General features: G+C 67.2%; 24 protein-coding genes. 10 read left to right on the top strand and 14 right to left on the bottom strand.

The genetic code is table 11. From position 1 onward, the window contains the following. Positions 1-139: 139 nt before the first annotated feature. The 4 genes from ccoP to ccoN are packed head-to-tail and all read right to left on the bottom strand — an operon-like array spanning position 140 to position 3,552. A complete protein-coding gene (gene ccoP, locus FGX59_RS23005; protein ID WP_138469474.1) occupies positions 140-1,006 on the bottom strand; it encodes a cytochrome-c oxidase, cbb3-type subunit III in 867 nt (288 codons plus the stop codon). Continuing rightward, the gene (locus tag FGX59_RS23000) at positions 1,003-1,188 is read right to left on the bottom strand and encodes a cbb3-type cytochrome c oxidase subunit 3 (RefSeq protein ID WP_138469473.1); all 186 of its coding nucleotides are present in this window, start codon (positions 1,186-1,188) and stop codon (positions 1,003-1,005) included. The genes ccoP and FGX59_RS23000 overlap by 4 nt, the downstream gene beginning before the upstream one ends. A 12-nt stretch (positions 1,189-1,200) precedes the next feature. Next, a complete protein-coding gene (gene ccoO, locus FGX59_RS22995) occupies positions 1,201-1,926 on the bottom strand; it encodes a cytochrome-c oxidase, cbb3-type subunit II (RefSeq protein WP_138469472.1) in 726 nt (241 codons plus the stop codon). A gap of 12 nt (positions 1,927-1,938) precedes the next feature. Further along, positions 1,939-3,552 (bottom strand): cytochrome-c oxidase, cbb3-type subunit I, encoded by a 1,614-nt coding sequence (ccoN, locus tag FGX59_RS22990; RefSeq protein WP_138469471.1) that lies wholly within the window; start codon positions 3,550-3,552, stop codon positions 1,939-1,941. Between the two features lie 207 nt (positions 3,553-3,759). Here ccoN and FGX59_RS22985 point away from each other — a divergent pair, with 207 nt between their 5' ends. Then, entirely contained in the window at positions 3,760-4,596 is an 837-nt protein-coding gene (locus tag FGX59_RS22985; RefSeq protein ID WP_138469470.1) for a universal stress protein, read from the top strand. Between the two features lie 164 nt (positions 4,597-4,760). On the opposite strand, the gene fnrL is transcribed toward FGX59_RS22985, so the two are convergent. Beyond that, positions 4,761-5,510, bottom strand: a complete 750-nt coding sequence (gene fnrL / locus FGX59_RS22980) for a transcriptional regulator FnrL (protein WP_305036031.1) — start codon at positions 5,508-5,510, stop codon at positions 4,761-4,763. 63 nt (positions 5,511-5,573) lie between these two features. On the opposite strand from fnrL, the gene hemN reads away from it, so the two are divergent. Further along, positions 5,574-6,929 (top strand): oxygen-independent coproporphyrinogen III oxidase, encoded by a 1,356-nt coding sequence (gene hemN, locus FGX59_RS22975; protein WP_138469468.1) that lies wholly within the window; start codon positions 5,574-5,576, stop codon positions 6,927-6,929. Between the two features lie 12 nt (positions 6,930-6,941). On the opposite strand, the gene FGX59_RS22970 is transcribed toward hemN, so the two are convergent. The 8 genes from FGX59_RS22970 to FGX59_RS22935 form a co-directional block, all read right to left on the bottom strand. Further along, positions 6,942-8,558, bottom strand: coding sequence for an ABC transporter ATP-binding protein (locus FGX59_RS22970; protein ID WP_138469467.1), 1,617 nt, complete (start codon positions 8,556-8,558; stop codon positions 6,942-6,944). Beyond that, positions 8,555-8,857, bottom strand: a complete 303-nt coding sequence (locus FGX59_RS22965) for a hypothetical protein (protein WP_138469466.1) — start codon at positions 8,855-8,857, stop codon at positions 8,555-8,557. Before FGX59_RS22965 ends, FGX59_RS22970 begins: the two co-directional genes overlap by 4 nt. Further along, a complete protein-coding gene (locus tag FGX59_RS22960; RefSeq protein ID WP_240722662.1) occupies positions 8,854-9,996 on the bottom strand; it encodes an ABC transporter permease in 1,143 nt (380 codons plus the stop codon). The genes FGX59_RS22965 and FGX59_RS22960 overlap by 4 nt, the downstream gene beginning before the upstream one ends. Before the next feature lies 1 nt (position 9,997). Beyond that, positions 9,998-11,092, bottom strand: a complete 1,095-nt coding sequence (locus FGX59_RS22955; protein WP_138469465.1) for a microcin C ABC transporter permease YejB — start codon at positions 11,090-11,092, stop codon at positions 9,998-10,000. Between the two features lie 7 nt (positions 11,093-11,099). Then, complete coding sequence (locus FGX59_RS22950) at positions 11,100-13,019, bottom strand: extracellular solute-binding protein (protein ID WP_138469464.1); 1,920 nt, start codon at positions 13,017-13,019, stop codon at positions 11,100-11,102. Between the two features lie 279 nt (positions 13,020-13,298). Continuing rightward, positions 13,299-14,939 carry a chaperonin GroEL gene (gene groL, locus FGX59_RS22945; protein WP_138469463.1) on the bottom strand — a complete coding sequence of 547 codons (1,641 nt, stop codon included), beginning with the start codon at positions 14,937-14,939 and terminating at the stop codon, positions 13,299-13,301. 60 nt (positions 14,940-14,999) lie between these two features. Next, on the bottom strand, positions 15,000-15,293 hold the full coding sequence (locus tag FGX59_RS22940) for a co-chaperone GroES (RefSeq protein WP_138469462.1): 294 nt from the start codon (positions 15,291-15,293) through the stop codon (positions 15,000-15,002). 273 nt (positions 15,294-15,566) lie between these two features. Next, positions 15,567-16,925 (bottom strand): calcium-binding protein, encoded by a 1,359-nt coding sequence (locus FGX59_RS22935; protein WP_138469461.1) that lies wholly within the window; start codon positions 16,923-16,925, stop codon positions 15,567-15,569. Between the two features lie 157 nt (positions 16,926-17,082). Between FGX59_RS22935 and purU the strand changes: the two genes are divergently transcribed. Both purU and FGX59_RS22925 read left to right on the top strand, forming a co-directional pair. After that, a complete protein-coding gene (purU, locus tag FGX59_RS22930; protein ID WP_138469460.1) occupies positions 17,083-17,967 on the top strand; it encodes a formyltetrahydrofolate deformylase in 885 nt (294 codons plus the stop codon). Positions 17,968-18,018: 51 nt separating this feature from the next. Beyond that, positions 18,019-18,960, top strand: coding sequence for an SH3 domain-containing protein (locus FGX59_RS22925; RefSeq protein ID WP_138469459.1), 942 nt, complete (start codon positions 18,019-18,021; stop codon positions 18,958-18,960). A 117-nt stretch (positions 18,961-19,077) separates the two neighbouring features. Here FGX59_RS22925 and FGX59_RS22920 read toward each other — a convergent pair whose 3' ends face one another. Then, positions 19,078-19,860, bottom strand: coding sequence for a glycosyltransferase family 25 protein (locus FGX59_RS22920; RefSeq protein WP_138469458.1), 783 nt, complete (start codon positions 19,858-19,860; stop codon positions 19,078-19,080). A 200-nt stretch (positions 19,861-20,060) separates the two neighbouring features. Here FGX59_RS22920 and FGX59_RS22915 point away from each other — a divergent pair, with 200 nt between their 5' ends. The 6 genes from FGX59_RS22915 to FGX59_RS22890 all read left to right on the top strand — a co-directional run bounded on the left by FGX59_RS22915 (position 20,061) and on the right by FGX59_RS22890 (position 25,057). Further along, positions 20,061-20,981, top strand: coding sequence for a manganese-dependent inorganic pyrophosphatase (locus tag FGX59_RS22915; protein WP_138469457.1), 921 nt, complete (start codon positions 20,061-20,063; stop codon positions 20,979-20,981). A 166-nt stretch (positions 20,982-21,147) separates the two neighbouring features. Beyond that, the gene (locus tag FGX59_RS22910; RefSeq protein WP_138469456.1) at positions 21,148-22,023 is read left to right on the top strand and encodes a TIGR01459 family HAD-type hydrolase; all 876 of its coding nucleotides are present in this window, start codon (positions 21,148-21,150) and stop codon (positions 22,021-22,023) included. Between the two features lie 70 nt (positions 22,024-22,093). Further along, a complete protein-coding gene (locus FGX59_RS22905; protein ID WP_138469455.1) occupies positions 22,094-22,522 on the top strand; it encodes a MaoC family dehydratase in 429 nt (142 codons plus the stop codon). A gap of 85 nt (positions 22,523-22,607) precedes the next feature. Beyond that, complete coding sequence (locus tag FGX59_RS22900; protein ID WP_138469454.1) at positions 22,608-23,546, top strand: bifunctional riboflavin kinase/FAD synthetase; 939 nt, start codon at positions 22,608-22,610, stop codon at positions 23,544-23,546. Positions 23,547-23,574: 28 nt separating this feature from the next. After that, the gene (locus tag FGX59_RS22895; RefSeq protein WP_138469453.1) at positions 23,575-24,015 is read left to right on the top strand and encodes a YcgN family cysteine cluster protein; all 441 of its coding nucleotides are present in this window, start codon (positions 23,575-23,577) and stop codon (positions 24,013-24,015) included. Position 24,016: 1 nt separating this feature from the next. Then, on the top strand, positions 24,017-25,057 hold the full coding sequence (locus FGX59_RS22890) for a low specificity L-threonine aldolase (RefSeq protein ID WP_138469452.1): 1,041 nt from the start codon (positions 24,017-24,019) through the stop codon (positions 25,055-25,057). Position 25,058 lies beyond the last annotated feature (1 nt).

The raw sequence follows: 25,058 nt of genomic DNA, 5'->3' as shown, positions 1-25,058 counted from the left end.
CCCGCCCCGGCCTGTCCGGCCTGCCCCTCCGGCCTAGCCCGGAATGGTTTCCAATCCCTCTACCCGTCCTGCCTGCCCGCAAAGGAAAAGGGCGGCGCCCGCCAGGCACCGCCCTTCCTTTTTCCCGGTCTGCCGGGGGCTATTCGCCGCCGCCCAGCCCGTGGACATAGGCCGTGACCGCGCGGATCTGGCTTTCCGTCAGGCGCGCGTTCCAGTTCGGCATGACGCCGAAGCGGGCATAGGTGATCGATTCCACGATCGAATCGTAGTCGCCGCCATAGAGCCAGATCGCATCCGACAGGTTGGGCGCGCCGACCGAACGGTCGCCGACCCCGCCTTCCTGGTGGCAGGCCACGCAGTTGTCGGCGAAGAGCTGGCTGCCCTGCTCGACCAGCGAGGCGTCCTGCGGCTCGCCCGAGAGCGACATGACGTAATTCGCGAGCGCGGCGATTTCGGACGCGTTGAGCATCTCGCCGAAGACCGGCATCTCGGAATAGCGCGCCTCGTCGTCGGTCTCGTTGCGGATGCCGTGGGTGACGGTGTAGTGGATCGACTCCAGATCGCCGCCCCAGAGCCAGTCGTCGTCGAGCAGGCTGGGGAAGCCCACCGCCCCGGCCGCGCCCGATCCGTGGCACTGCGCGCACCAGGTGCGGAACACCGCCGCCCCGGCATTGACCGCATAGCCGTTCAGCTCGGGATCGGAGACGATGGCGGCCAGGTCGGTCTGGGCCAGTTCCGCGTCGATGGCGGCATTGGCCTCGCTGAAGCGGGCCATCTCCTCGGCCACCTGGCCGCGGGTCGAGAAGCCCAGCAGCCCCGGCCAGGCGCCGGTGAGCCCGGGCCAGGACGGCATCAGGAGCGTGTAGACCGCGCCCCAGCCGATGCAGATGTAGAAGACGATCAGCCACCAGCGCGGCATCGGGTTGTCGTATTCCTCGATCCCGTCCCAGGAATGGCCCGTCGTGGGGACGTCGCCCTGATGGGTCTTGTCGGAGTGGTTGCTCATGTCCGGGCCTCCTGCCCCTCGTCATCCTGCGCGGGCTTGTCGTCGTGGCGGAAGATCATCTCGGCGCTGTCGCGATAGGCCTTGGACTTGCCGAAGATCACCCAGATGCAGATGCCGGTGAAGATCGTGAAGAGATAGACAAGCGTGAAGTTGTCCATGATCTCGCGGAAGATCTGTTCCATGCGGTCTCTCCCTTACCGGCTCGGATCGGGCGTGAAGGTCGAGAAGTCGACCAGCGTGCCCAGCATCTGCAGATAGGCAATCAGCGCGTCCATTTCCGAGATCCCCGGCTGGCTGTCGAAGTTGCGCACCTGCGCCCCGTGATAGCGCTCCACCAGACCGTCATAGTCGCTGTCCGGATTGGCCTGGTTGCGGAAATCCGCCTCGGCATTCTCGATCATCTCGTCGGTATAGGGGACGCCGACCATGCGGTGGGTCTCCATCTTGGCGACGATGTTCTCGGGCTGCACCAGCGTCTCGGTCAGGAAGCCGTATTTCGGCATGATCGATTCCGGCACCACCGATTGCGGGTTGGTCAGGTGCGCGACATGCCAGTCATCCGAATAGCGGCCGCCGACGCGGGCCAGGTCCGGCCCGGTCCGCTTCGAGCCCCACTGGAACGGATGGTCGTACTGCGACTCGGCCGCCAGCGAGTAGTGGCCGTAGCGCTCCACCTCGTCGCGCATCGGGCGGATCATCTGGCTGTGGCAGACATAGCAGCCCTCGCGGATGTAGATGTCCCGCCCGGTCAGCTCCAGCGGGGAGTAGGGGCGCATGCCCTCTACGTCCTCGATGGTGTTCTGCAGCCAGAACAGCGGCGCGATCTCGACGATCCCGCCGATGGTCACGACCAGGAAGGAACAGACCAGCAGAAGGGTGGCGTTGGTCTCGAGGACCTTGTGCTTGTCAAGAATACCCATTCTTCCCGTTCCTTATTCCGCGGGCTGCGCTGCTGCGGCGACGGAAGACTCGTCTTCCTTCGCTTCGCCGCGGGTGGCCGTGAGGTAGAGGTTGACGGCCATGATGATCCCGCCGGCGACGTAGAGCACCCCGCCCAGGGCGCGCACGACATACATCGGGAACTTGGCCGCCACGGTGTCGGCGAAGGAGTTTACCAGGAAGCCGTTGGCATCGACCTCGCGCCACATCAGGCCTTCCATGATGCCGGTCACCCACATCGAGGCGGCGTAGAGCACGATGCCGATGGTGGCGAGCCAGAAGTGCCAGGAGACCATGGAGAGGCTGTAGAGCCGCTTCTTCTGCCACAGCGCGGGCACCAGGTAGTAGAGCGCGCCGAAGGTGATCATGCCGTTCCAGCCGAGCGCGCCGGAATGGACATGGCCGATGGTCCAGTCGGTGTAGTGCGACAGCGAGTTGACCGCGCGGATCGACATCATCGGACCCTCGAAGGTCGACATCCCGTAGAAGCCCACGGCGACGACCATCATCCGGATCACCGGGTCGGTGCGCAGCTTGTCCCAGGCGCCCGAGAGCGTCATCAGGCCGTTGATCATGCCGCCCCAGGAGGGCATCCACAGGATGATCGACATGGTCATGCCCAGGGTCGAGGCCCAGTCGGGCAGCGCGGTGTAGTGCAGGTGGTGCGGGCCCGCCCAGATGTAGAGGAAGATCAGCGCCCAGAAGTGGATGATCGACAGCTTGTAGGAGAAGACCGGACGCTCGGCCTGCTTGGGGATGAAGTAGTACATCATGCCCAGGAAGCCCGCGGTCAGGAAGAAGCCCACGGCATTGTGGCCGTACCACCACTGGGTCATCGCGTCCTGCACGCCCGAGAAGACCTGCACCGACTTCGAGCCGACCAGCGAGACCGGGATCGAGATGTTGTTCACCACGTGCAGCATCGCCACGGTGACGATGAAGCTGAGGTAGAACCAGTTGGCGACGTAGATGTGCTTCTCTTTGCGCTTGATGATCGTGCCGAGGAAGACGGCCAGGTAGGCGACCCAGACGATGGTCAGCCACCAGTCCACGTACCATTCCGGCTCGGCATATTCTTTCGACTGGGTGCCGCCCAGGAGGTAGCCGGTCGCTGCCAGGATGATGAAAAGGTTGTAGCCCCAGAACACGAACCAGGCGAGATTTCCGCCCCAGAGCCGCGCGGCCGAGGTCCGCTGGACGACGTAGAAGGACGTCGCGATCAGCGCGTTGCCGCCGAAGGCGAAGATCACCGCGGAGGTGTGCAGCGGCCGCAGCCGCCCGAAATTCATGTAGGGCTGGGCAAATTCGAAGTTCAGCTGCGGGAAGGCAAGCTGCGATGCGATGAAAGTCCCTGCAGCGAAGCCGATAACGCCCCAGAAGACGGTTGCAATGACGCCGTAGCGCACCACATCATCCATGTAGACTGTAGTATCGATCGCGGGTTTCGGCTCGTCGATCCTGCGCAGGGTGTAAAGGAACAGCCCCCCGCCGACGAGCATGATGATGATTGCGTGCACCATATAGGCGACATCGTGGGCGTAATTCGCCGCGATGGCCGCCAGGAGTGCGATCAATCCGAAGGCAACGAGCTTCAGATAATCGACCATGACATGTCCCTTCGTCCCTTTGTCCGAAAAGCGGAGAGCGCCGACACAGAATCTCCGCGGGGTTTGCGTGCATGCTGCTATGCAACTGCGACGTTACCACCTCATTGATCTGTATCAAAACATCGCGATTGCACCATTGTTTCAGATCAAGGCGCAGCAATGCGACGCAGCTACATTGGTCGTACTTACTCGAAAGGAGGAAGGGCTATGACCTACAAATCCCTCATGTGCATCCTGCGCACGGCAGAGGGCGACCTGGCGCATCTGGACCATGCGGTACGGCTGGCCCGGCGCTACGACGCCCATCTCGACGTGCTCTGCCTCGGCGTCGACCGGGTGCAGGTCGGCTTCTACTACGCCGGCGCCACCGCGCTCGTCGCCGAGAACTCGCTGGCCCAGGCCGAGACCGACGCCCGCGAGCTGAAGGACTTCGTCACCAAGCGGCTGGACGAGACGGATATCCGCTGGAGCGCCGAAGCCATGATCGTCCAGTGGGGCGCCATCGGCCCGGCCATCGAGCAGGCGGCGCGCTATACCGACCTGGTCATCCTGCCGCGGCCCTATGGCGACATCCGCGGCCCCGAGGACGAGGCCATCACCGAGGCCGCGCTGTTCCTCGGCCCGACGCCGGTGCTGACCGTGCCGCCGGGCTGGGCGAATGACGCGCCGGTCGATCCGGTGATCGCCACCAACCAGGGCCCCGAGGCAATCGCCGCCGTGCGCGCCGCGATGCCGGGGCTGGAACAGGTCGGACAGGCCAATATCGCCATCGTCGATCCGCCCCGCCACGGGCCGGAACGCTCGGATCCGGGCGGCGCGCTGTCGATGATGCTGGCCCGCCACGGCGTCCGCGCCGAGGTGTCGATCCTCGCCCGCACGATGCCGCGCATCTCCGACGTGCTGGTCCGGCATGTCCAGGACCGCAAGGCCGACCTGGTCATCATGGGCGCCTACGGGCATTCGCGGCTGCGCGAGGCCGTGCTCGGCGGACCGACCCGCGACATGCTGGCCGAAGCTCCCGTGCCGGTGCTGATGGCCCGCTGAGCCGGGCCGCGGCAGGACGGACCCCCGCGCTCCGGGCCTTCCGGGCCCGCGCCGGACAAGACGACCGCCCCCCCGCAGGGGCGGCCCCTCCCCTTTCTCCTGAAGCAAAGCGCCCCGGTCCTTGCGGCCGGGGCGCTGTGCGTTCTGGCGAAGGAGCCTGCGGCTCAGATCAGGTAGCCGCCGTCGCTGTCGTCGCCGGTCTCGCCGAGCAGCCGCTCGAAATCCGGGATGGTGACGTGGCGCTTGCCCTCGAGCAGGATCACCCCGTCCTTGCGGAGCGCGGTGATCTGGCGGCTCACCGTCTCCAGCGTCAGGCCCAGGTAGTCGGCCATCGCCTCGCGCGTCAGCGGCAGGTCGAAGGCCATGATCTTGTCGTTGGCCTTGAGATTCAGCGAGGCGTCGCGGCGGGCGATGATGGCGATCAGGCTGGCGATCTTCTCGCGCGCGGTCTTGCGGCCGAGTAGCAGCATCCATTCCCGCGCGGCGTCGAGCTCGTCCAGCGTCATCTCCAGCAGGCGCTGGCCGATATGCGGCGTGCGGGCCATCAGCGATTCGAAGGGCCGCTTGCGGAAGCAGCAGATGATCAGGTCGGTCGTCGCCACCACGTCATAGGCGGCATCGTCCCGGCCCGGACGGCCGATGAAATCCGACGGCAGCAGCAGCCCCACCATCTGGGTGCGCCCGTCCTCCATCGTCTGCGACAGGGTCGCGATGCCCGAGACCACCGAGGCGACGAAGTCCATCCGGTCCCCGGCCCAGACCACGGTCTGCCCGGCCGGGTAGCTGCGGTAGTACTTGATCTCCTCGAGCTGCTCGAGCTCGTCGGCCTCGCAGCGCGCGCAGACGGCACGATGCCGGATCGGGCAGTCGCGGCAGTCCGGAACGTGATGATGGTCTGGCAGGCTGTGTTTCACGGCTGTCGTCATTACTTGACCTCGATCAAGGTCACAGGGGCAGGGTTGAGGAAATCTAGGCGAATGGGACTGATGACACAACTCTCTCGGCTCGGATTATTTGACGCGCGGGTTCCGCGCTACACAAGCTATCCGACGGCGCCGCAATTTTCGAACAACGTGGATGCAGGGCTGAACCGGCGCTGGATTAGCGCGATTGCGCCCGGCTCCGAGATTTCGCTCTATGTCCATGTGCCCTTCTGCCGGCATCTCTGCTGGTTCTGCGCCTGCCGCACGCAGGGCACCCAGAAGCTCGACACGGTGCGGGCCTACCTGGACACGCTGCTGACGGAAATCCGCCAGCTGCAAAGCCACTTGCCACAGGGCGTGACCCTGTCGCGGCTGCATTGGGGCGGCGGCACGCCGACCATGCTCGATGCCGGGATGATCACCGCCCTGGCTGCCGAGATCGCCCGGGTCGCGCCCTTCGCGCCGGGGGCGGAATTCTCGGTGGAGATCGACCCGAACGAGATCGACGAAGAGCGCCTGGACGCGCTGGCGGCCGCCGGGATGAACCGCGCCTCGATCGGCGTGCAGGATTTCGACCCCGAGATCCAGAAGACCATCGGCCGGATCCAGAGCTATGAGGTGACAGAACGCGCCGTGCGCATGCTGCGCGCGGCCGGGGTGAAGAGCCTGAATGCCGACATCCTCTTCGGCCTGCCCGACCAGTCGCCGCAGAGAATCGCCGAATCAGTGCAGAAGCTCCTGAGCCTCGCCCCCGACCGGGTGGCGCTCTACGGCTATGCCCATGTCCCCTGGATGGCGCGGCGCCAGTCGATGATCCCCTCCGAGCTGCTGCCCACCCCCGAGGAGCGGCTGAAGCTCTTCGAGGCGGCGCGGCGGCTGTTCCTGTGGGACGGCTACGAGGAGATCGGCATCGACCATTTCGCCCGCCCCTCGGACAGCATGGCCGTGGCGCTGCGCGAGGGCCGGCTGCGGCGGAACTTCCAGGGCTATACCGAGGACCCCACCGAGGTGCTGATCGGGCTCGGCGCCTCCTCGATCTCGCGCTTCCCGCAGGGCTATGCGCAGAACGCCGCCTCGACCTCGGACTATACCGCGCTGGTGCGCGCCGGGCGGACCCCGACGATGCGCGGCCATGCCTTCACCGCCGAGGACAAGGTCCGCGCCCGGATCATCGAGCTTCTGATGTGCAACTTCGCCTTCGAGCTCGGCCAGGTGCTGGTCGAGGACGGCCCCTCCGCCGAGGAGGTCCGCGGATGGATGGCGCAGGCGGCCGCGCAGTTCGACGGCTTCGCCCGGCTGGAGGATGACCGTTTCGCCATCACCCGCGAGGGGCGTCCGCTGGCGCGGATGGTGGCCCGGGCCTTCGACGCCTACGAGATGAGCAAGACGGGCCACTCGACCGCGGTCTGAGGGCCCGGCCCCCTAGGCCGTCACGGCCGCGGCCTCGCTCTTGGCGAAAGCCGCGGCCATCAATTCCCTGGTATAGGCGCTCTCGGGACGGTCGAAGACCGCCGCGCTGTCGCCCGCCTCGACGATGTCGCCGCGCTTCATCACGATGACCTTGTGGCTCAGCGCCCGCACCACCCGCAGGTCGTGGCTGATGAACAGGTAGCCCAGCCGGTACTTGGCCTGCAGCCGCCGCAGCAGCTCGACGATCTGCACCTGCACCGTCATGTCGAGCGCCGAAGTCGGCTCGTCGAGCACGACGAGCTTGGGCTTCAGCACCATGGCCCGGGCGATGGCGATGCGCTGGCGCTGCCCGCCCGAGAATTCATGCGGATAGCGGTGCATCATCGCGGGCGAGAGACCGACCTCGGTCAGCATCTCGGCGACGACATCCTCGGCCCGGCGGCCCTTCTCGGTGCCGTGCACGCCCAGCCCCTCGCCGATGATCTGGCCGATATTCATCCGCGGGCTCAGCGATCCGAAAGGATCCTGGAAGACGATCTGCATGTCGCGCCGGACCGGGCGCAGCTGCTTCGACTTCCAGCCCTGGATGTCGGTGCCCTCGAAGAGGATGCGGCCCTCGGAGCCGACCAGCCGCATCAGCGCCAGCGCCAGCGTGGTCTTGCCCGAGCCGGATTCGCCGACGATGCCGACGGTCTCGCCCTGGCGCACCGACAGCGCGGCGGCATTGACGGCCTTCACATGGCCGATGGTCTTGCGCATGAAGCCCGCGGTGATCGGGAACCAGACCCGCAGATGGTCGGTCTTCACCACCTCCGCGGCATCGGCGGGCACCGGATCGGGCAGGCCCGCGGGCTCCGCCGCCAGCAGCTTGCGGGTATAGGGGTGCTGCGGATCGGCGAAGATCTCGGCGGTCCGGCCGGTCTCGACGATCTCGCCGTCCTTCATCACGCAGACCCGGTCGGCGAAGCGGCGCACGATGCCGAGGTCATGGGTGATGAAGAGCATGGAAAGCCCCTCCTCGCGCTTCAGCTCGGCCAGCAGGTCGAGGATCTGCGCCTGGATCGTCACGTCGAGCGCGGTGGTCGGCTCGTCGGCGATCAGCAGTTCCGGCCGGTTGGCCAGCGCCATGGCGATCATCACCCGCTGCCGCTGCCCGCCGGACAGCTGGTGGGGATAGGCCGAGAGCCGCGAGGCCGGGTCGACGATCCCCACCTTGTCGAGCAGCTCGAGGATCCGCTCCCGCGCCTTGGCCCCGGTCAGCCCCTGGTGCAGCGCCAGGCTCTCGGCGATCTGCTTCTCCAGCGTGTGCAGCGGGTTGAGCGAGGTCATCGGCTCCTGGAAGATGAAGCTGATGTCGTTGCCGCGGATCTCGCGCAGCGACGCCTTGCCGGCGCCGACCATCTCGCGGCCCTTGTAGGTGATCGAGCCCGAGACGCGGGCGTTGTCGCCCAGGAGCGACACCGTCGAGAGCGCCGTCACCGACTTGCCCGAGCCGCTTTCGCCGACCAGCGCGACGGTCTCGCCCTTGGCGACGTCGAAGCCCACGCCCTTGACGGCGTCATGCAGCTTGCCGTCCTGCGAGAAGGCGACCCGGAGGTCGCTGACCTTGAGGATCGTGTCGCGCGTCATTGGCCGATCAGCACCCATGTCAGAAGGAAAATGCAGGCGGCAAGCGCCCAGACGGCGGTCTGCACGACCGGCCCCGGCAGGCGGCCGAGCCGCAGATGCAGCCGGAGCCCGATCCCCGCGCAGAGCACCGGCAGCAGGAGCCCGGCCGAGGCGATCGCCTCGTCGACCCAGTCCGGCGGCGCATCCGCCATGCTGGCGCGCAGCTCGCTCACCGCGATGGCCAGGCAGCCGCCGATGATGGTCAGCGACCCGTACCAGGCGGCCATTGCCGCCATGCGCCCGTGCACCGCCCCGGTCATGCGAAGGTCTTCCGCGGGTCGAAGGCGTCGCGGACCCCCTCGAAGACGAAGACCAGCAGCGACAGCATGATCGCGAAGGTGAAGAAGGCGGTGAAGCCGAGCCAGTAGGCCTGCAGGTTCTGCTTGGCCTGCAGCGTCAGCTCGCCCAGCGAGGGCGCCGAGGACGGCAGGCCGAAGCCGAGGAAGTCGAGCGTGGCGAGCCCGCCGAGCGTCGAGGTGATGACGAAGGGCAGCATGGTCAGCGTCGCCACCATGGCATTGGGCAAAACATGGCGGAACATGATCGTCAGGTTCGACACGCCGAGCGCCCGTGCCGCGCGGACATACTCGAAATTCCGCGCGCGCAGGAACTCGGCCCGGACCACGCCGACCAGTGCCGTCCAGCCGAAGAGCGTCATCAGCACGACAAGAAGCCAGAAGTTCATCTGGAAGATCGCCGCCACGATGATGATGATGTAGAGCTGCGGGGTCGCCCCCCAGATCTCGATCACCCGCTGGAAGATCAGGTCGGTCCAGCCGCCGAAGAAGCCCTGCACCGCCCCGGCCGCGACGCCGATGACCGAGGTCAGGGCCGTCACCGCCAGCGCGAAGAGCACCGACAGCCGGAAGCCGTAGATCACCCGCGCCAGCACGTCGCGTGCGGTGTCATCGGTGCCCAGCCAGTGCTGCGCGTCCGGCGGCGAGGGCGCGGTGCCCGAGATGTCGTTGACGGTGTTGTAGCTGTAGGGGATCAGCGGCCACAGCAGCCAGCCGCGCTGCACCGGCTCGCCGAGCACGGTGCCGTCGCTGCGGACCTCCTCGATGACGCCCTCGGGATCGTCCCAGCACGCCTCCGAGCCCGCCGCGATGATCAGGCACTGCACCTCGATGTCGCGGTAGACCGCCTCGGTGCGGAAGTCGCCGCCGAAGGCCGTCTCGGGGTAGAAGTTGAAGATCGGCGTGTAGAAGGCGCCCTCGAAGCGTACCAGGATCGGCTTGTCGTTCGCCAGGAACTCGGCGAAGAGCGAGACGAAGAACAGCACGCTGAAGATCACGAGCGACCAGAAGGCCCGGGAATTGGCGCGGAAGTTCCGCAGCCGGCGCCGGTTGAGCGGCGAGATCCGGCCCTGGCGCGGGATCTCCATGTCGGTGGCGGCCATCTCAGGTCTCCCGGCTTTCGAAATCGATCCTGGGATCGATCCAGACATACATCAGGTCCGAAAGCAGCGTCACCACCAGACCGATCAGGCCGAAGACGTAGAGCGTCCCGAAGATCACCGGATAGTCCCGGCTGATCGCCGCCTCGTAGCCCAGCCTCCCCAGCCCGTCGAGCGAGAAGATCGTCTCGATGATCAGCGAGGAACCGAAGAAGACCGAGACGAAGAGCCCCGGGAAGCCCGCGATCACGATCAGCATCGCGTTGCGGAAGACATGGCCGTAGAGCACGCGGCTTTCGTCCAGCCCCTTGGCGCGGGCGGTGACCACGTACTGCTTCTTGATCTCGTCGAGGAAGCTGTTCTTGGTCAGCAGCGTCAGCGTCGCGAAGGAGGCGATGGTCGAGGCCAGCACCGGCAGCGCGATATGCCAGAAGTAGTCGGCCACCTGGCGGGGGAAGCTCATCTGCTCCCAGCCGTCGGAATGCAGGCCGCGCAGCGGGAACCACTGGAAGTAGCTGCCCCCCGCGAAGAGCACCAGCAGCAGGATCGCGAAGAGGAAGCCCGGGATCGCGTAGCCGACGATGATCGCGCCGCTCGTCCAGGTGTCGAAGCGCGACCCGTCCTGCACCGCCTTGCGGATGCCCAGCGGGATCGAGATCAGGTAGGCGATCAGCGTCGACCAGAGCCCCAGCGAGATCGACACCGGCATCTTCTCCAGCACCAGGTCCACCACCGAGATCGAGCGGAAGTAGCTCTCGCCGAAATCGAACTGGGCGTAGTTCCACAGCATGGTCAGGAAGCGCTGCCAGGCGGGCTTGTCGAAGCCGAACTGCTTTTCCAGCTCCTCGATGAAATCCGGCGGCAGGCCGCGGGCGCCAAGGTACTTGTCGCTGCCGCCGCCGGCCTCCGGGGTCATCTGGGTGCCCATGTCGCCCGAGCCGGAGATCGCCGAGAAGGCGTCCCCCTGCCCTTCGATGCGGGCGATGATCTGCTCCACCGGTCCGCCGGGGACGAACTGGGTCAGGACGAAATTGATCAGCATGATCCCGATCAGGGTCGGGATGATCAGCGCCAGGCGCCGCAGGATGTAGCTTCCCATGGCCGGCCTACCTCAGGACCCCCTTGGCTTTGAGGGCATCGGCCTTCTCCTGGTCGTACCACCAGAAATCGAACTGGCCGAGATCGAGCGGCGGCATGGTGCCGGGATGGCCGTAGATGTCGTAATAGGCCACGAAGCTCTTGTCGTTGTACCACAGCGGGATGTCGAAGCGGGTGTAGCGCAGCGCCCGGTCGAGCGCCCGCGTCGCGGTCTTCAGATCCTCGAGCGATGTCGCGCCGACCGCCGTGGCGATCAGCCGGTCGACGCCCTCGTCGCGCAGCCGCATCAGGTTGCGCGAGCTGTTGTCGGCGGTCTGCGAGCCGAACCACTGGTAGAGGCCCAGCGACGGCTCGAAATCCATCGTGAAGCCCTGGTTGGCGAGGTCGAAATTGCCCGAGCGGCGGCGCTCGACATATTGCGAGGTGTCGACCCGCTCCAGCCGGCCCTGGATGCCCATCAGCTGCAGGTTCTGCAGGAACGGGTTCACCATGCGGTCATAGGTCGGGTTGGTCTGGATGATGACCAGCTCCAGCGGCTGGCCCTCGGCATTGCGGCGGATGCCGTCATCGCCGATCTTCCAGCCCGCCTCCTCCAGCAGGTTCCCGGCCTCGCGCAGCGTCCGGCGCGACAGCCGGTTGCTGTCGGGCTCATGCGCGGCGGGGGCCACTGCCTCGCCGGTCAGGATGTCCTCGCCGAAGAGCCCCTCCTCGACCAGCGGCTGCAGGAGCGCGGCCTCGCCCTCCGAGGGCGTACCGGTCGCGGCCAGGTCGGTGCCGTCCCAGAACGACACCGGCTGCTTGTAGAGATCGTAGAAGATCGTCCGGTTGGTCCATTCGAAGTTGAAGGCGAGGCTGATCGCTTCGCGGACCCGCTTGTCCTGCCATTTCGGACGGTCGAGATTGAACACCCAGGCCAGGTGGTAGCCGACATTGCCGTCGGCGATCTCTTCCTGCTTCACGGCGCCGTTCTGGACATTGGGGAAATTGTAGCTCTCGGCCCAGTTCTGCGCCTTGTCCTCGATCCGGAAGGTGTACTCGCCCGACTTGAACCCCTCGAAGGCGGCAGAGGTGTCGGCGAAGTACTCGACGCGGATGCGGTCGAAATTGTTGCGCCCCTTGGAGACCGGCAGATCCTCGGCCCAGTAGTCGGGATTGCGCTTGTAGACCACGCGGCGGTTGAAGTCGTAGCTGTCGAGCATGTAGGCGCCGGTCGACATGAACGGCTCCAGCGTCGACTCGTCGAGCCGCTGGCCGCGCTCCTCGAACCATTTCTTCGAGAAGGCCGGGGTCGAGCCCGCCAGGCCGATCCGGTCGCGCACCGAGCTTTCGGGATTGAAGGTGAACTTGATCGTGTAGGGGTCGATCACCTCCACCTTGTCGTAGAAGTTCTCCACGATGCGGCGGTATTCCGGGATGCCCTGGGTCATGAACAGGTTCGAGGTGAAGGCGATGTCCTCGGCCGTCATCGGCGTGCCGTCCTGGAAGGTGACGTCGTCGCGCAGATGGAAGATCACCCAGCTGAGGTCCGCGGGGTATTCCAGCGAGGTGCACATCAGGCAGTAGAGCCCGTAGGGATCATCCGCGAAGGAGGTCATGATCCGTTCCGAGCCGATCGTGTTCAGCGCCGCCGGCACGCCCGCGATCGCGTACTGGTTGAAGCTGTCGAAGCTGCCCTGCGCCCAGATCGAGATCTCGCCGCCCTTCGGCGCGTCCGGATTGACATAGTCGAGATGGTCGAAATCCGCCGGGTACTTCAGCTCGCCGAAGCTGGAATAGCCGTAGCTCTCGGTGACCTCCTGGTCCTCCTGCGCCGCCAGCGGGCCGGCGGCGATCAGCGCCAGCGCCGAGGCCCCGAGGATCCGGCCAGTCCTGCGCCCCCGCTCTCTTGCAGGCAGGGCGGCGGCAGCATCGGGTCGGATTCGCGTCATGGAGGCCTCCGTTCGGGAAAGTCTGTCCGGGTCGCCCACAGCTAAAGGGGCCGGAGTCCAAGTTTCAAGCGGCGAATTCGGCCCCTTGCGGGATAGTGATGCCGCAGGACGCGCTTGCCCGGCCCGGCCGCGCCCCCTGCCCGGCGCAGTGCGGCGCAAATGCAGAAAGGGCCGCCCGAGGGCGACCCTTTCCGGATCGATGCGGCTAGCGCCCGGAGGACTGCCCCCTTGCGGAGGCAACCGCCGGTTGCCGGACCGGTTTCCCGAAGGAGCCCGGTCTTACATCATGCCGCCCATGCCGCCCATGTCGGGCATGCCGCCGGCCGCCGGAGCGTCCTTCTGCGGCTTGTCTGCGACCATGGCTTCGGTGGTGATCAGCAGGCCTGCGACCGAGGCTGCGTCTTCCAGCGCGGTGCGGACGACTTTCGCCGGGTCGATGACGCCGAACTTGAACATGTCGCCGTACTCTTCGGTCTGCGCGTTGAAGCCGAAGGTCAGGTCGGAGGACTCGCGGACCTTGCCTGCAACGACGGCGCCGTCGACGCCTGCGTTCTCGGCGATCTGGCGCAGCGGTGCTTCCAGAGCGCGGCGCACGATGGCGATGCCGGCATTCTGGTCTGCGTTCGCGCCTTCGACACCCTCGAGAGCCTTGCCGCCCTGGACCAGGGCAACGCCGCCGCCGACGACAACGCCTTCCTGCACGGCTGCGCGGGTCGCGTTCAGAGCGTCGTCGACGCGGTCCTTGCGCTCTTTCACTTCGACTTCGGTCATGCCGCCGACGCGGATGACTGCGACGCCGCCTGCGAGTTTCGCAACGCGCTCCTGCAGCTTCTCGCGGTCGTAGTCAGAGGTGGTCTCTTCGATCTGGGCGCGGATCTGGGCAACGCGTGCCTCGATCTCGGCCTTCTCGCCAGCACCGTCGACGATGGTGGTCTCGTCCTTGGTGATGGAGACTTTCTTGGCGGTGCCGAGCATGTCGATGGTGACATTCTCCAGCTTCATGCCGAGGTCTTCCGAGATCACCTGGCCGCCGGTCAGGATCGCGATGTCCTGCAGCATGGCCTTGCGGCGGTCGCCGAAGCCCGGTGCTTTCACGGCTGCGATCTTCAGGCCGCCGCGCAGCTTGTTGACCACGAGGGTCGCCAGCGCTTCGCCTTCGACGTCTTCCGCGATGATCAGCAGCGGCTTGCCGGACTGGATGACCGACTCGAGCAGCGGAACCATCGGCTGCAGCGAGGACAGCTTCTTCTCGTGCAGCAGGATGATGCAGTCGTCGAGTTCCGCGATCATCTTGTCGGCGTTGGTCACGAAGTACGGCGACAGGTAGCCGCGGTCGAACTGCATGCCTTCGACGACATCGGTCTCGGTGATGAGGCCTTTGTTCTCTTCGACGGTGATGACGCCGTCATTGCCGACTTTCTGCATCGCGTCCGCGATCTGGCGGCCGATTTCGACTTCGCCATTGGCGGAGATGGTGCCGACCTGGGCGACTTCGTCGCTGTCGGTCACGTCGCGTGCGGCAGCCTTGATGGCCTCGACGACTTTCAGCGTGGCCAGGTCGATGCCGCGCTTCAGGTCCATCGGGTTCATGCCCGCTGCGACCGATTTCATGCCTTCCTTGACGATGGCCTGGGCCAGGACGGTGGCGGTGGTGGTGCCGTCGCCTGCTTCGTCATTGGTGCGCGAAGCGACTTCGCGGACCATCTGGGCGCCCATGTTCTCGAACTTGTCTTCCAGTTCGATTTCCTTCGCCACGGACACGCCGTCCTTGGTGATGCGCGGTGCGCCGAAGGATTTGTCGAGGACCACGTTGCGGCCTTTCGGGCCGAGGGTCACTTTCACCGCGTCTGCAAGGATGTTCACGCCCTTGAGCATGCGGTTGCGGGCGTCGGTGTTGAACTTGACGTCTTTAGCAGCCATTGGAGCTCACTCCGTTCGGTTGGTCTAGGTTGATTGGAAAGGTCTCAGGCAGCCGGCCGCTTACGCAGCTTCGGTGATGCCGAGAATGTCGCTTTCCTTCATGATCAGCAGCTCTTCGCCGTCGATCGTGACTTCGGTGCCGGACCACTTGCCGAACAGCACCTTGTCGCCGGTTTTCACGGACATGGCGATCAGCTCGCCGGAATCCTTGCGTGCGCCTTCGCCGCAGGCGACAACCAGGCCTTCGGCCGGCTTTTCTTTCGCGCTGTCGGGGATGATCAGGCCACCTTTGGTTTTCTCTTCGCTCTCGACACGCTTGACGAGAACACGGTCATGCAGCGGCGTGAATGCCATCTCTGACTCTCCTGTCTCAGAGTTTATGACGCTTTTAGCACTCGCCTCCGGTGAGTGCCAACACGGCGAGAGGTAGTCACGACCTCCCCCGCATGTCAAGTCCGCCGGCGGGCAAAATCCGCTGCATCGTCCTGCGCCCCGCCCATCTGCCTGCGGGGCCCGCGATTTCCGCGCCGCCGCCCTGGGGCACCTCCCCCGCCCAGCAGGTAGTCAGCCCCCGCCGCGGCTGCAACCCGGGCGGCGGAGGACCGGCGATTCCCTGCCCGGGACGCCCTAGAACAGGAAGTCGGCGTTGGACAGATCCGCCTCGGCCACGCCCCGGAGCAGGATCGAAAGGCCGTAGGTCTCCGAAAGATCGATCAGCACGCCGCCCGCCGTCTCAACGGCATGGGCGGACAGGCTCGCTCCGTAGCCGGTGAGGGCCAGCGCCGTGAGGTCGATCAGGTCGGTGCCGTCCTGGAAATCGGCCACCGTGTCGAAGCCGTCGCCGGCCGAGAAGACGAAGGTATCGGCGCCGCCGCCGCCGTCGAGCATGTCGTCGCCCTTGTTGCCCTCCAGGATGTCGCTGCCGCCACCGCCGCGCAGCGTGTCGTCGCCCGCGAATCCCCGCAGCACGTCGAAGCCCAGACCACCGCCAATCTCGTCGTTGCCGCGCCCACCGACCAGCAAGTCGCTGTTGAGCCCGCCATCCAGCGTGTCGTCGCCGTCCCCGCCCCGCAGGTCGTCGCCGCCGGCCCCGCCGGCCAGAAGGTCGTCGCCATCCCCGCCGGTCAGGGTGTCGTCGCCGTCGCCGCCCGAGACAGACTCGGCCTTGCCCCCGCGCCCGTCATAGACATCGTTCCCCGCGTCGAGATCCACGCGCCCCGCCGCGCCGGCATTGCGGAACCGGTCGTCATCATCGCCCATCGCGACATCGCCCATGGTCCCGCCGACGCTCATGACAACGTCGCTGCCCGCGCCCGTCTGGAGCTGCTGCATGCTGCCGGTGTTCCAGATCTCGTCGTCTCCGCTCTGCGTGTCGACCCGCCCGAGGATCGTCCCGGAATTGTCGATCGCGTCGCGCTCCGACCCGCCCGAGATCGCCCAGCCGAAGCCGCACGGCGCGCCGAGCGCCGCGATCGTGCCGCTATTGGTGATCTGCGACACGTCGCCGACGATCTGGACGCCGGCATAGCCCTGGATCGTGCCGCTATTGGTCAGATAGGCGCTGCCCGTGCCCGGCTGCAGCCACACCGCGGAGCCGACGACCGAGGTGATCATGCCGGAATTCGACACATAGGCATTGCCGAACCCGTCGGTCACCCGACCGTAGAGACCGTAGTAGTAGCCCGAGACGTAGCCCGCATTCTCCACCGTCAGCAGGGAGGTGAAGCGCGAATAGAGCCCGTAGAGCGACTGCGACACCAGCTGGCCGGTGGCGCCGACACTCAGCCGGAACTGCGCCGACTGCTGGTTGATGCCGTTGTCGTCGCCGCTGAAGACCGTCCCGAAGATCGCCAGATCGGCATTGCCGTTCACCACGACGGCATCGTCCTGCAGCGCCAGGCTGGCGCCCTCGGCGACGAAGCCGACCTCCCCCGCATTCAGCGTGCGCTGCGCCTGCGAGCTTCCGAAAAGATAGAATGTGGCCATGTCGCCCCCCTTGGTTTCTCGGGACGATCCTGGGCCCGGCGACCCCGGCCTGGCCAGTGGGGATTTCCGTCCGGCCCCCGCCCGGCGGGCCGATTGGCTATGGCAGCCCGGGCCCGATCGCGCTAGGCGGTGGCAGCTACCTGCCGGAGACCCGCCCATGTCCGACTATGTCGTCACCGTCACCTGCCCGTCCCGCCGCGGGATCGTCGCCGCCATCGCCACCTTCCTGGCCGAGCATGGCTGCAACATCACCGACTCGGCCCAGTTCGACGATCCCGAAACCGGGCGGTTCTTCATGCGCGTGAGCTTCGCCTCCGAAACCGGCGCCGGACTGCCCGCCCTGCGCGACGCCTTCGCCGCCGTGGCCGCCGAGTTCGGCATGGCGGCCGAGTTCTTCGACGGCGACGAGCGTCCCAACGTGCTGATCATGGTCAGCCGCTTCGGCCACTGCCTGAACGACCTGCTCTACCGCTGGCGGATCGGCGGGCTGCCGGTGAACATCTGCGGCGTGATCTCGAACCACATGGACTACCAGAAGCTGGTCGTGAACCACGACATCCCCTTCCACCATGTCGAGGTGACGAAGGAGAACAAGCCCCAGGCCGAGGCGCAGATCATGCGCATCATCGAGCGCTCGGACACTGACCTGGTGGTGCTGGCCCGCTACATGCAGATCCTCTCGGACGAGATGTGCACCAAGATGTCGGGGCGGATCATCAACATCCACCATTCCTTCCTGCCGAGCTTCAAGGGCGCCAATCCCTACAAGCAGGCCTATCAGCGCGGGGTGAAGCTGATCGGCGCGACCGCGCATTACGTCACCGCCGTGCTCGACGAGGGCCCGATCATCGAACAGGACACCGTGCGGGTGAGCCATGCCCAGAGCCCGGCCGACTATGTCAGCCTCGGCCGCGACGTGGAAAGCCAGGTGCTGGCCCGCGCCGTGCATGCCCATATCAACCACCGGGTCTTCCTCAACGGATCGAAGACGGTCGTCTTCCCCGCCTCGCCGGGCGGCTACGCCTCCGAGCGGATGGGCTGAGCCCGGCTTCCGCTAGTGGATTCTTAACTCCGGCGGCCTAGGCCGGAGGGCATGATCCGCCTCTGCCTCGCCCTGTTCCTGGCCTGCCTCCTGCCGGCCGCCGCCTTCCCCGGCGGCGGGGGCGAGATGCTGCGGATCCGCCCCGTCCAGATCGTGCTGCGCGAAGGGCCCGGCACGGCATTCCCGGCGGCCGAGACCGCCTACAAGGGCGAGGAGCTGCCGGTGCTGGAGCGCCGCGGCAACTGGGTGAAGGTCGCGCTGCGCCGCGACGGCCGCTGGACGGAGGGCTGGCTCAATTCCGCCTTCGCCGAGGAGATCGGCCCCGAGGACCGCCCCCCGCCCCCGCCGCGCTGGCCGCCGCCCCCGCGCTGGCCCCCGGATCGCGACAGGCCTCCGCGGGACTGGTCCGGCCGGGACTGGCCGCCGCAGGACCGGCCTGAACGGAGCTGGCCCAATCAGGAACGGCCCAATCAGGAACAGCCCGATCAGCACTGGCCCGACCGGAATCGCTCCGGTCAGGACCGGCCCCGCAATGGCGGGCAGGATGGCCGCGGATACGGCCAGGCGCCGGACGGTTGGTACGCGCCCCGGCCGGAGGACCGCGGCTCCCGGCGGGACTGGCCAGGCACTCAGAACCCCGGGAATGGCAGGGACGGCGCTATCCCGGACGGAAGGGACTATCGCCGCTATTCGCCCCGGCCGCGGGACGGCGGATCACAGCCCGGCTATCAGCGTCCCGGGAATGGCAGGGATGGCGCCGCTCCGGCAGGACGGGACTATCGCCGCTACTACCTCGATCCGGACGGGACCCGGTTCCGGCAGGGCCAGGGCGGGCAGAACGGCCATGGCCATCCGCCCGACGACCGGGACACGGGCAGGACGGACGGACGCTGGCAGGGCGGGAACTGGCGCGATCGCCAGGGGGGCAGCTCCGCGCAGGACTGGCGGGACAGGAACTGGTCGCGGCAGGGCGCGCCGGAGAACGGCGGCTAGCCCGACGCCGCGGGCCCGGTCGCGTTCCTGGCATTGCAGCACCGCGGAAGCGCGCCCAGGACGGCGGGACGGCCCCGAATGGGACCGGGCACGGCAGCCCGGACCAGGCGGTCCCGGTCAGGATGCCCGCTGGCGGCTCCGGCGCATGCCCCAGTAGCGGCGCCATCTCGACCGCCAGGTGCTGCGGAACTTCCACCAGCCGCTCTTGCCGCCCTGCTGCCACAGCGCGATGCGCTCCGGCTGGGTCTCGATGATGCTGCCCGCGGTGGATTGCTGCAGCACGATCGGCACGGACAGGCAGTAGCCATGGCCGTGGATCGCGCAATCCGTCCGCGTCCAGTTGTCGACCGTGCCGAGGATCAGCGATCCGCGCCGCAGGAAGCGCTCCGCACCCTCCCGCGACCACAGGAGCCCGTGCATGAAGAGCGGGAAGTCGAAGCAGTCGCAGAGCTCGATCCCGTCCTCCGTGGCCAGCGGCCATTTGCTGCGGCGGAAATTCGGCTTCACCGTGGCGCCGAGATTGATCAGCCGCCAGCCGGGCAGCCGTCCGGCATCGAGCTCGGACAGGAGCGCCTCCAGCACGGCCGGAAAGGCCGGGGTCAGGTGCATGTCGTCCTCGAAGACCAGCCCGTAGGACTTGCCGCTCTCGAGAAAGCGGCGCGCGGCGTCGAGATGCGACAGGTAGCAGCCGACCTCGCCGCCGGAAAGCCGCGTGCCGTTCCACAGCGTGTCGAGCGGCGGGTAGTAGCCCGGCAGCTCGCGCGGCGCCTTCCCGCGGCCGTCGAAGGCCGGGCAGCGCTCGAATTCGAGTCCCGCGGCCTCCAGATGCGCCGAGGCGGCCGCCAGGCGGTCCCGGCTGCCCTCCAGATTGATGACCTGGACATGCAATTGCGCGTGCATTTTCGCCTCTTCCACCGGTTCGCAGGACAAAACAGGACCCCGAGAGTAGTGAAGCTTCGCCCCGAGAGGAACCCCCGAACCCGGCCTCCCGCGGCCGGCATTTGCCCAAAGGCCACTGCGGCGACCTGCCCCCCTGTTTACGGCCCCGTCCCGCAGTGTAAAAGCGCCGCCAGGCACCTCCGATTCAAGGACAGGACAAGATGACCATCAAAGTTTTCGGCCATCAGGCCCCCGACACCGACTCCACCGGATCGCCGCTGATCTGGGCCTGGTACCTGTCGGACGTGAAGGGCACCCCGGCCGAAGCCAAGCTGCTCGGCGAACCGAATACCGAAGCCGCCTTCGTGCTGGAGAAATGGGGCTTCGAGAAGCCGGAGATCATCGACACCGTCGCCGAGGGCGAGCCGGTCGTGATCGTCGACACCAACAACCCCGCCGAGCTGCCCGAGGGCATCAACGGGACCGACATCCTGGCGATCATCGACCACCACAAGCTGGTCGGCGGCATCGAGACCAAGGGCCCGATCGACATCACCATCCGTCCGCTGGCCTGCACCGCGACCATCATGTACGACCTGATGGGCGATGACGCGGCCAAGATGCCCGACAACATCAAGGGCGCGATGCTCAGCTGCATCCTGTCGGACACGCTGGAATTCCGCAGCCCGACCACCACCGAGACCGACAAGGCGCTGGCCGAGAAGCTGGCCTCCGAGCTGAACATCGCCATCGGCAGCTATGCCGCCGAGATGTTCGCCGCGAAATCCGACGTCTCCGCCTTCTCCGATGCCGAGCTGATCCGCATGGACTCGAAGAAATACGAGGTCGCGGGCACCAATTTCCGCGTCTCCGTGCTGGAAACCACCGCGCCGGAGATCCCGCTGGGCCGCAAGGCGTCGCTGATGGCCTCGATGCCCGATGTCGCCAAGGAAGACGGCGTCGACGAAGTGCTGCTGTTCATCGTCGACATCCTGAAGGAAGAGGCCACGCTGCTGGTGCCGAACGACACCGTCAAGACCGTCGCCGAGAAGAGCTTCGGCGCGACCGTCGAGGGCGACAGCGTCGTGCTGCCGGGCATCATGTCCCGCAAGAAGCAGATCATCCCGTCGCTGGCGCTCTGAGCGCTGCCGCAGGGACCGAATTCCGAGGGGGCCGGCATCGACCGGCCCCCTTTCCTTTTGCGGGCCCGGCCGGATCTGCGACCCTTTGCGGGGCAAAGCCCGCTGTCCTCCGGGGCGGAATTCGCATAGGCACGGGACGCAACCGAGGCAAATGCGGGAACCGACCATGAGCCAGATCATCCGTGCCCTCGCCGAGATCGGCGCCTCCTACGACGCCGTGCTCTGCGATCTCTGGGGCTGCCTGCATAACGGCGTCACCGCCTTCCCCGAGGCCGTCGCCGCGCTGCAGGCCTACCGCGCCCAGGGCGGCAAGGTGCTTCTGCTGACCAATTCGCCGCGGCCGAAATCGCAGGTGATCCTGCAGCTCGACGAGCTCGGCGTGCCGCGCGACGCCTGGGACGAGGTCGCGACCTCGGGCGATGCCGCCCAGGCCGCGATGACCGCCGGCCAGTTCGGCACCAGGGTCCACCATATCGGCCCCGAGCGCGACCTGCCCTTCTTCACCGACATGGAGCCCGACATCCAGGGCGAGACGGAGATCCGCCGCGTGCCGCTCGACGAGGCCGAGGGGATCGTCTGCACCGGGCTCGACAATGACGACACCGAGACGCCCGAGGACTACAAGGCGCGGCTGATGCTCGCCAAGCAGGCCGGGCTGCCGCTTCTATGCGCCAATCCCGACGTGGTGGTCGACCGCGGCGAGACGCGGATCTTCTGCGCGGGCGCAATTGCCGAGCTCTATACCGAGCTGGGCGGGCGCTCCTACTATTTCGGCAAGCCGCATCCGCCGATCTACGACCTGGCGCGGCGCCGCCTGACCGGGCTGGGGCGCATTTCCGACGACCGCGTTCTGGTGATCGGCGACGGCCCCGCGACCGACGTGAAGGGCGGGATCGCCGAGGACTACGACACGCTCTTCGTCACCGGCGGGCTGGCCGCGGCGCAGACCGGCACGGCAGAGCATCCCGACCCGGAGAAGCTCGAGGCCTATCTGGGCGAGATCGAGATGAGCCCGACCTACGCCATTGGTCGGCTCCGCTAGGGCGGGCCGTTGCGCCGGGGCCCGCCCCGGCCTAACCAGCCCGCAGCAGACAGGAAAGGACGAGGACGCCATGACCGAAGTCGGCACCGTGTATCTGGAAGACCTGAAGATCGGCGACAGCCGCAGCCTGACCAAGCTCGTCACCCCGGAGCTGGTGCAGAAATTCGCAGATGTCTCCGAGGACCGCAATCCGATCCATCTCGACGAAGCGGCGGGCAAGGCCTCGATCTTCGGCCAGTGCATCGCCCATGGCATGCTGTCGGCCAGCCTGTTCTCGGCGCTTCTGGGCGAGCGCCTGCCCGGCCATGGCACGATCTATCTCGGCCAGACGCTGAAATTCCTCGCCCCGGTCAAGATCGGCGAGGAGGTCACCGCCACGGTCACCGTCAAGGAGATCGTGCCCGAGAAAAAGCGCGTGATCCTCTCCTGCGAGGCCGTGGTCGGCGATCAGAAGGTGATCAGCGGAGAGGCAACCGTGCTGGCCCCGGCCCGCGGCTGACGCCTTGCGGTCACATCTGCGTCCGCGCGGCGGCCGCGGCCGCCTGCCGCTTGAAACGCCCCCGCGCCGGGGGTAAGCGACCGGCATGCGGATCCTGCAGCAATTCCAAGACCTGAGCGGAGACGATCGCGGCGCGAGCGCTGCGATCGGCAATTTCGACGGCGTCCATCTGGGCCACCAGAAGGTGATCGGCCTGGCCCGCGAGGCCGCCCGCTCGCTCGGCGCGCCCCTGGGCATCGTCACCTTCGAGCCGCATCCGCGCGAGGTCTTCGCCCCCGACGCCCCGCCCTTCCGGCTGATGAATGCCGAGGCCAAGGCCAACCGCCTGGCCAAGATCGGGGTGGAGCGGCTCTACCAGCTGCCCTTCTCGAAGGAGCTGGCCGCGCTCTCGGCCGAGGATTTCGCCCGCGACGTGCTGGCGCGCGGGCTCGGGCTGCGCCATGTCGTGGTCGGCGCCGATTTCCGCTTCGGCCATGGCCGCGAGGGCAATGTCGCGATGCTGGAGGAATTCGGCCGCCGCTTCGGCTACGGCACCACCGTCGCGCCGCTCCTGGCGGCAGAGTCGCGCTCGGTCTCCTCCACGGCGATCCGCATCGCGCTGGAGCAGGGCCGCACCGAGGAGGCCCGCGCCATGCTGGGCCACTGGCACCGCATCGAGGGGCCGGTGATCCATGGCGAGAAGCGCGGCCGCGAACTGGGCTACCGCACCGCGAACATGTCGCTCGACGGGCTGCACCTGCCGCGCTTCGGCGTCTATGCCGTGCTGGTCGACGTGCTCTCGGGCCCCGACCGCGGCACCTATCGCGGCGTGGCCAGCCTTGGCGTGCGGCCGATGTTCGGCGAGAACAAGGCCAATCTGGAGACCCATATCTTCGACTTCTCCGGCGACCTCTACGGCCGCCACGTGTCGGTGGCGCTGGTTTCCTGGCTCAGAAGCGAGCAGAAATTCGACGGGCTCGACGCCCTCATCGCCCAGATGGACCGCGACAGCGACACCGCCCGCGGCATCCTTGCGGCGCTCTGACCCCACTCACGCAACCGGGAGACACGGGATGCGACCCAATTTCTGGAAGACCGTCCCGCCCGCGAAGATGACCCGCGAGGAGTGGGAAGCGCTCTGCGACGGCTGCGGCAAGTGCTGCCTGAACAAGCTCGAGGATGCCGATACCGGCGAGGTCGCCTTCACCCGCGTCGCCTGCCGCCTGCTCGACGACGAGACCTGCCTCTGCTCGAAATACGAGATCCGCAAGCAGATCGTGCCGGAATGCGTGGTGCTGACCCCGAGCGCGCTGAAGGACGTGGCCTACTGGCTGCCCTCGACCTGCGCCTACCGGCTGGTCCATCTCGGCCGCCCCCTGCCCGACTGGCACTACCTGGTCTCGGGCTCGCGCGACACCGTCCACCAGGAGGGCATGTCCGTCCAGGGCTGGACCGTGCCGGAATACGAAGTCGATGAAGACGACTGGGAAGACTACATCATCGAGGATCTCTGAGATGCATTTCGCCTCCGACAATGCCGGTCCGGTCCATCCAAAGGTGATGGAGGCGCTGATCCGCGCCAATCAGGGCCATGCGCCGAGCTACGGCGCCGACGATCTGACCGCCGCCGCGACCGGCGCGCTTCTTGCCGCGCTGGAGGCTCCCGGTGCCGCGGCCTTCCTGGTCGGCACCGGCACGGCGGCGAATGCGCTGATCCTCGCCGCGATGGCCGCGCCCTGGGAAACCGTGTTCTGCGCCCGCACCGCCCATATCGAGGAGGACGAATGCGGGGCGCCGGAATTCTTCTCGGCCGGCGCCAAGCTGACCCTGATCGACGGGCCGGACGGCAAGATCGCCCCCGAGGCCCTGGAAGCCGTGCTGGAGGCCCATCAGGGCCACGGCGTGCACCAGGTCCAGCCCGGGCCGGTCAGCCTCACCCAGGTCACCGAGAAGGGCACGCTCTACTCTCTGGCCGAGCTGCGCGAGCTCTGCGCCATCGCCCACCGCTTCGGCCGCAAGGTCCATATGGACGGGGCGCGCTTCGCCAATGCGGTGGCCGCGCTCGGCTGCACGCCGGCCGAGGCAAGCTGGCAGGCCGGGGTGGACGCGCTGAGCTTCGGCGGCACCAAGAACGGGCTGATGGGCGCGGAGGCGGCCGTGTTCTTCGACCCCGCCCTGGCCCGCGACTTCGCCTTCCGCCGCAAGCGCGGCGCGCATCTCTTCTCCAAGCACCGCTATCTCGCCGCCCAGATCGGCGCGGCGCTCGAAGACGGGCTCTGGCTGGAGATGGCCGGGGCCGCCAATGCCGCCGCCCGCCGCCTCGAAGAGGGGCTGGCCGCGACCGGCCAGGTGCGGCTCCTCCATCCGCGCGAGGCCAACATGATCTTCGCCGGGATGCCCCGCGCGCTCCACCGCAAGCTGAAGGCGGGCGGCGCCGAATACCATGTCTCCGGCACGCTGGAGACCGGAGATCCGGGCGAAATGCTCGCCGCGCGGCTGGTCTGCGACTGGAGCGCGGACCCCGCCGATACCGACCGTTTCCTCGCGCTCTTCTGAC

The sequence above is a fragment of the Poseidonocella sp. HB161398 genome, from assembly GCF_005870025.1.
GTDB lineage: Bacteria > Pseudomonadota > Alphaproteobacteria > Rhodobacterales > Rhodobacteraceae > Mangrovicoccus.
The sequence above is the reverse complement of the archived record's forward strand: the minus strand, read 5'-3'. Positions and strand labels throughout refer to the sequence as shown.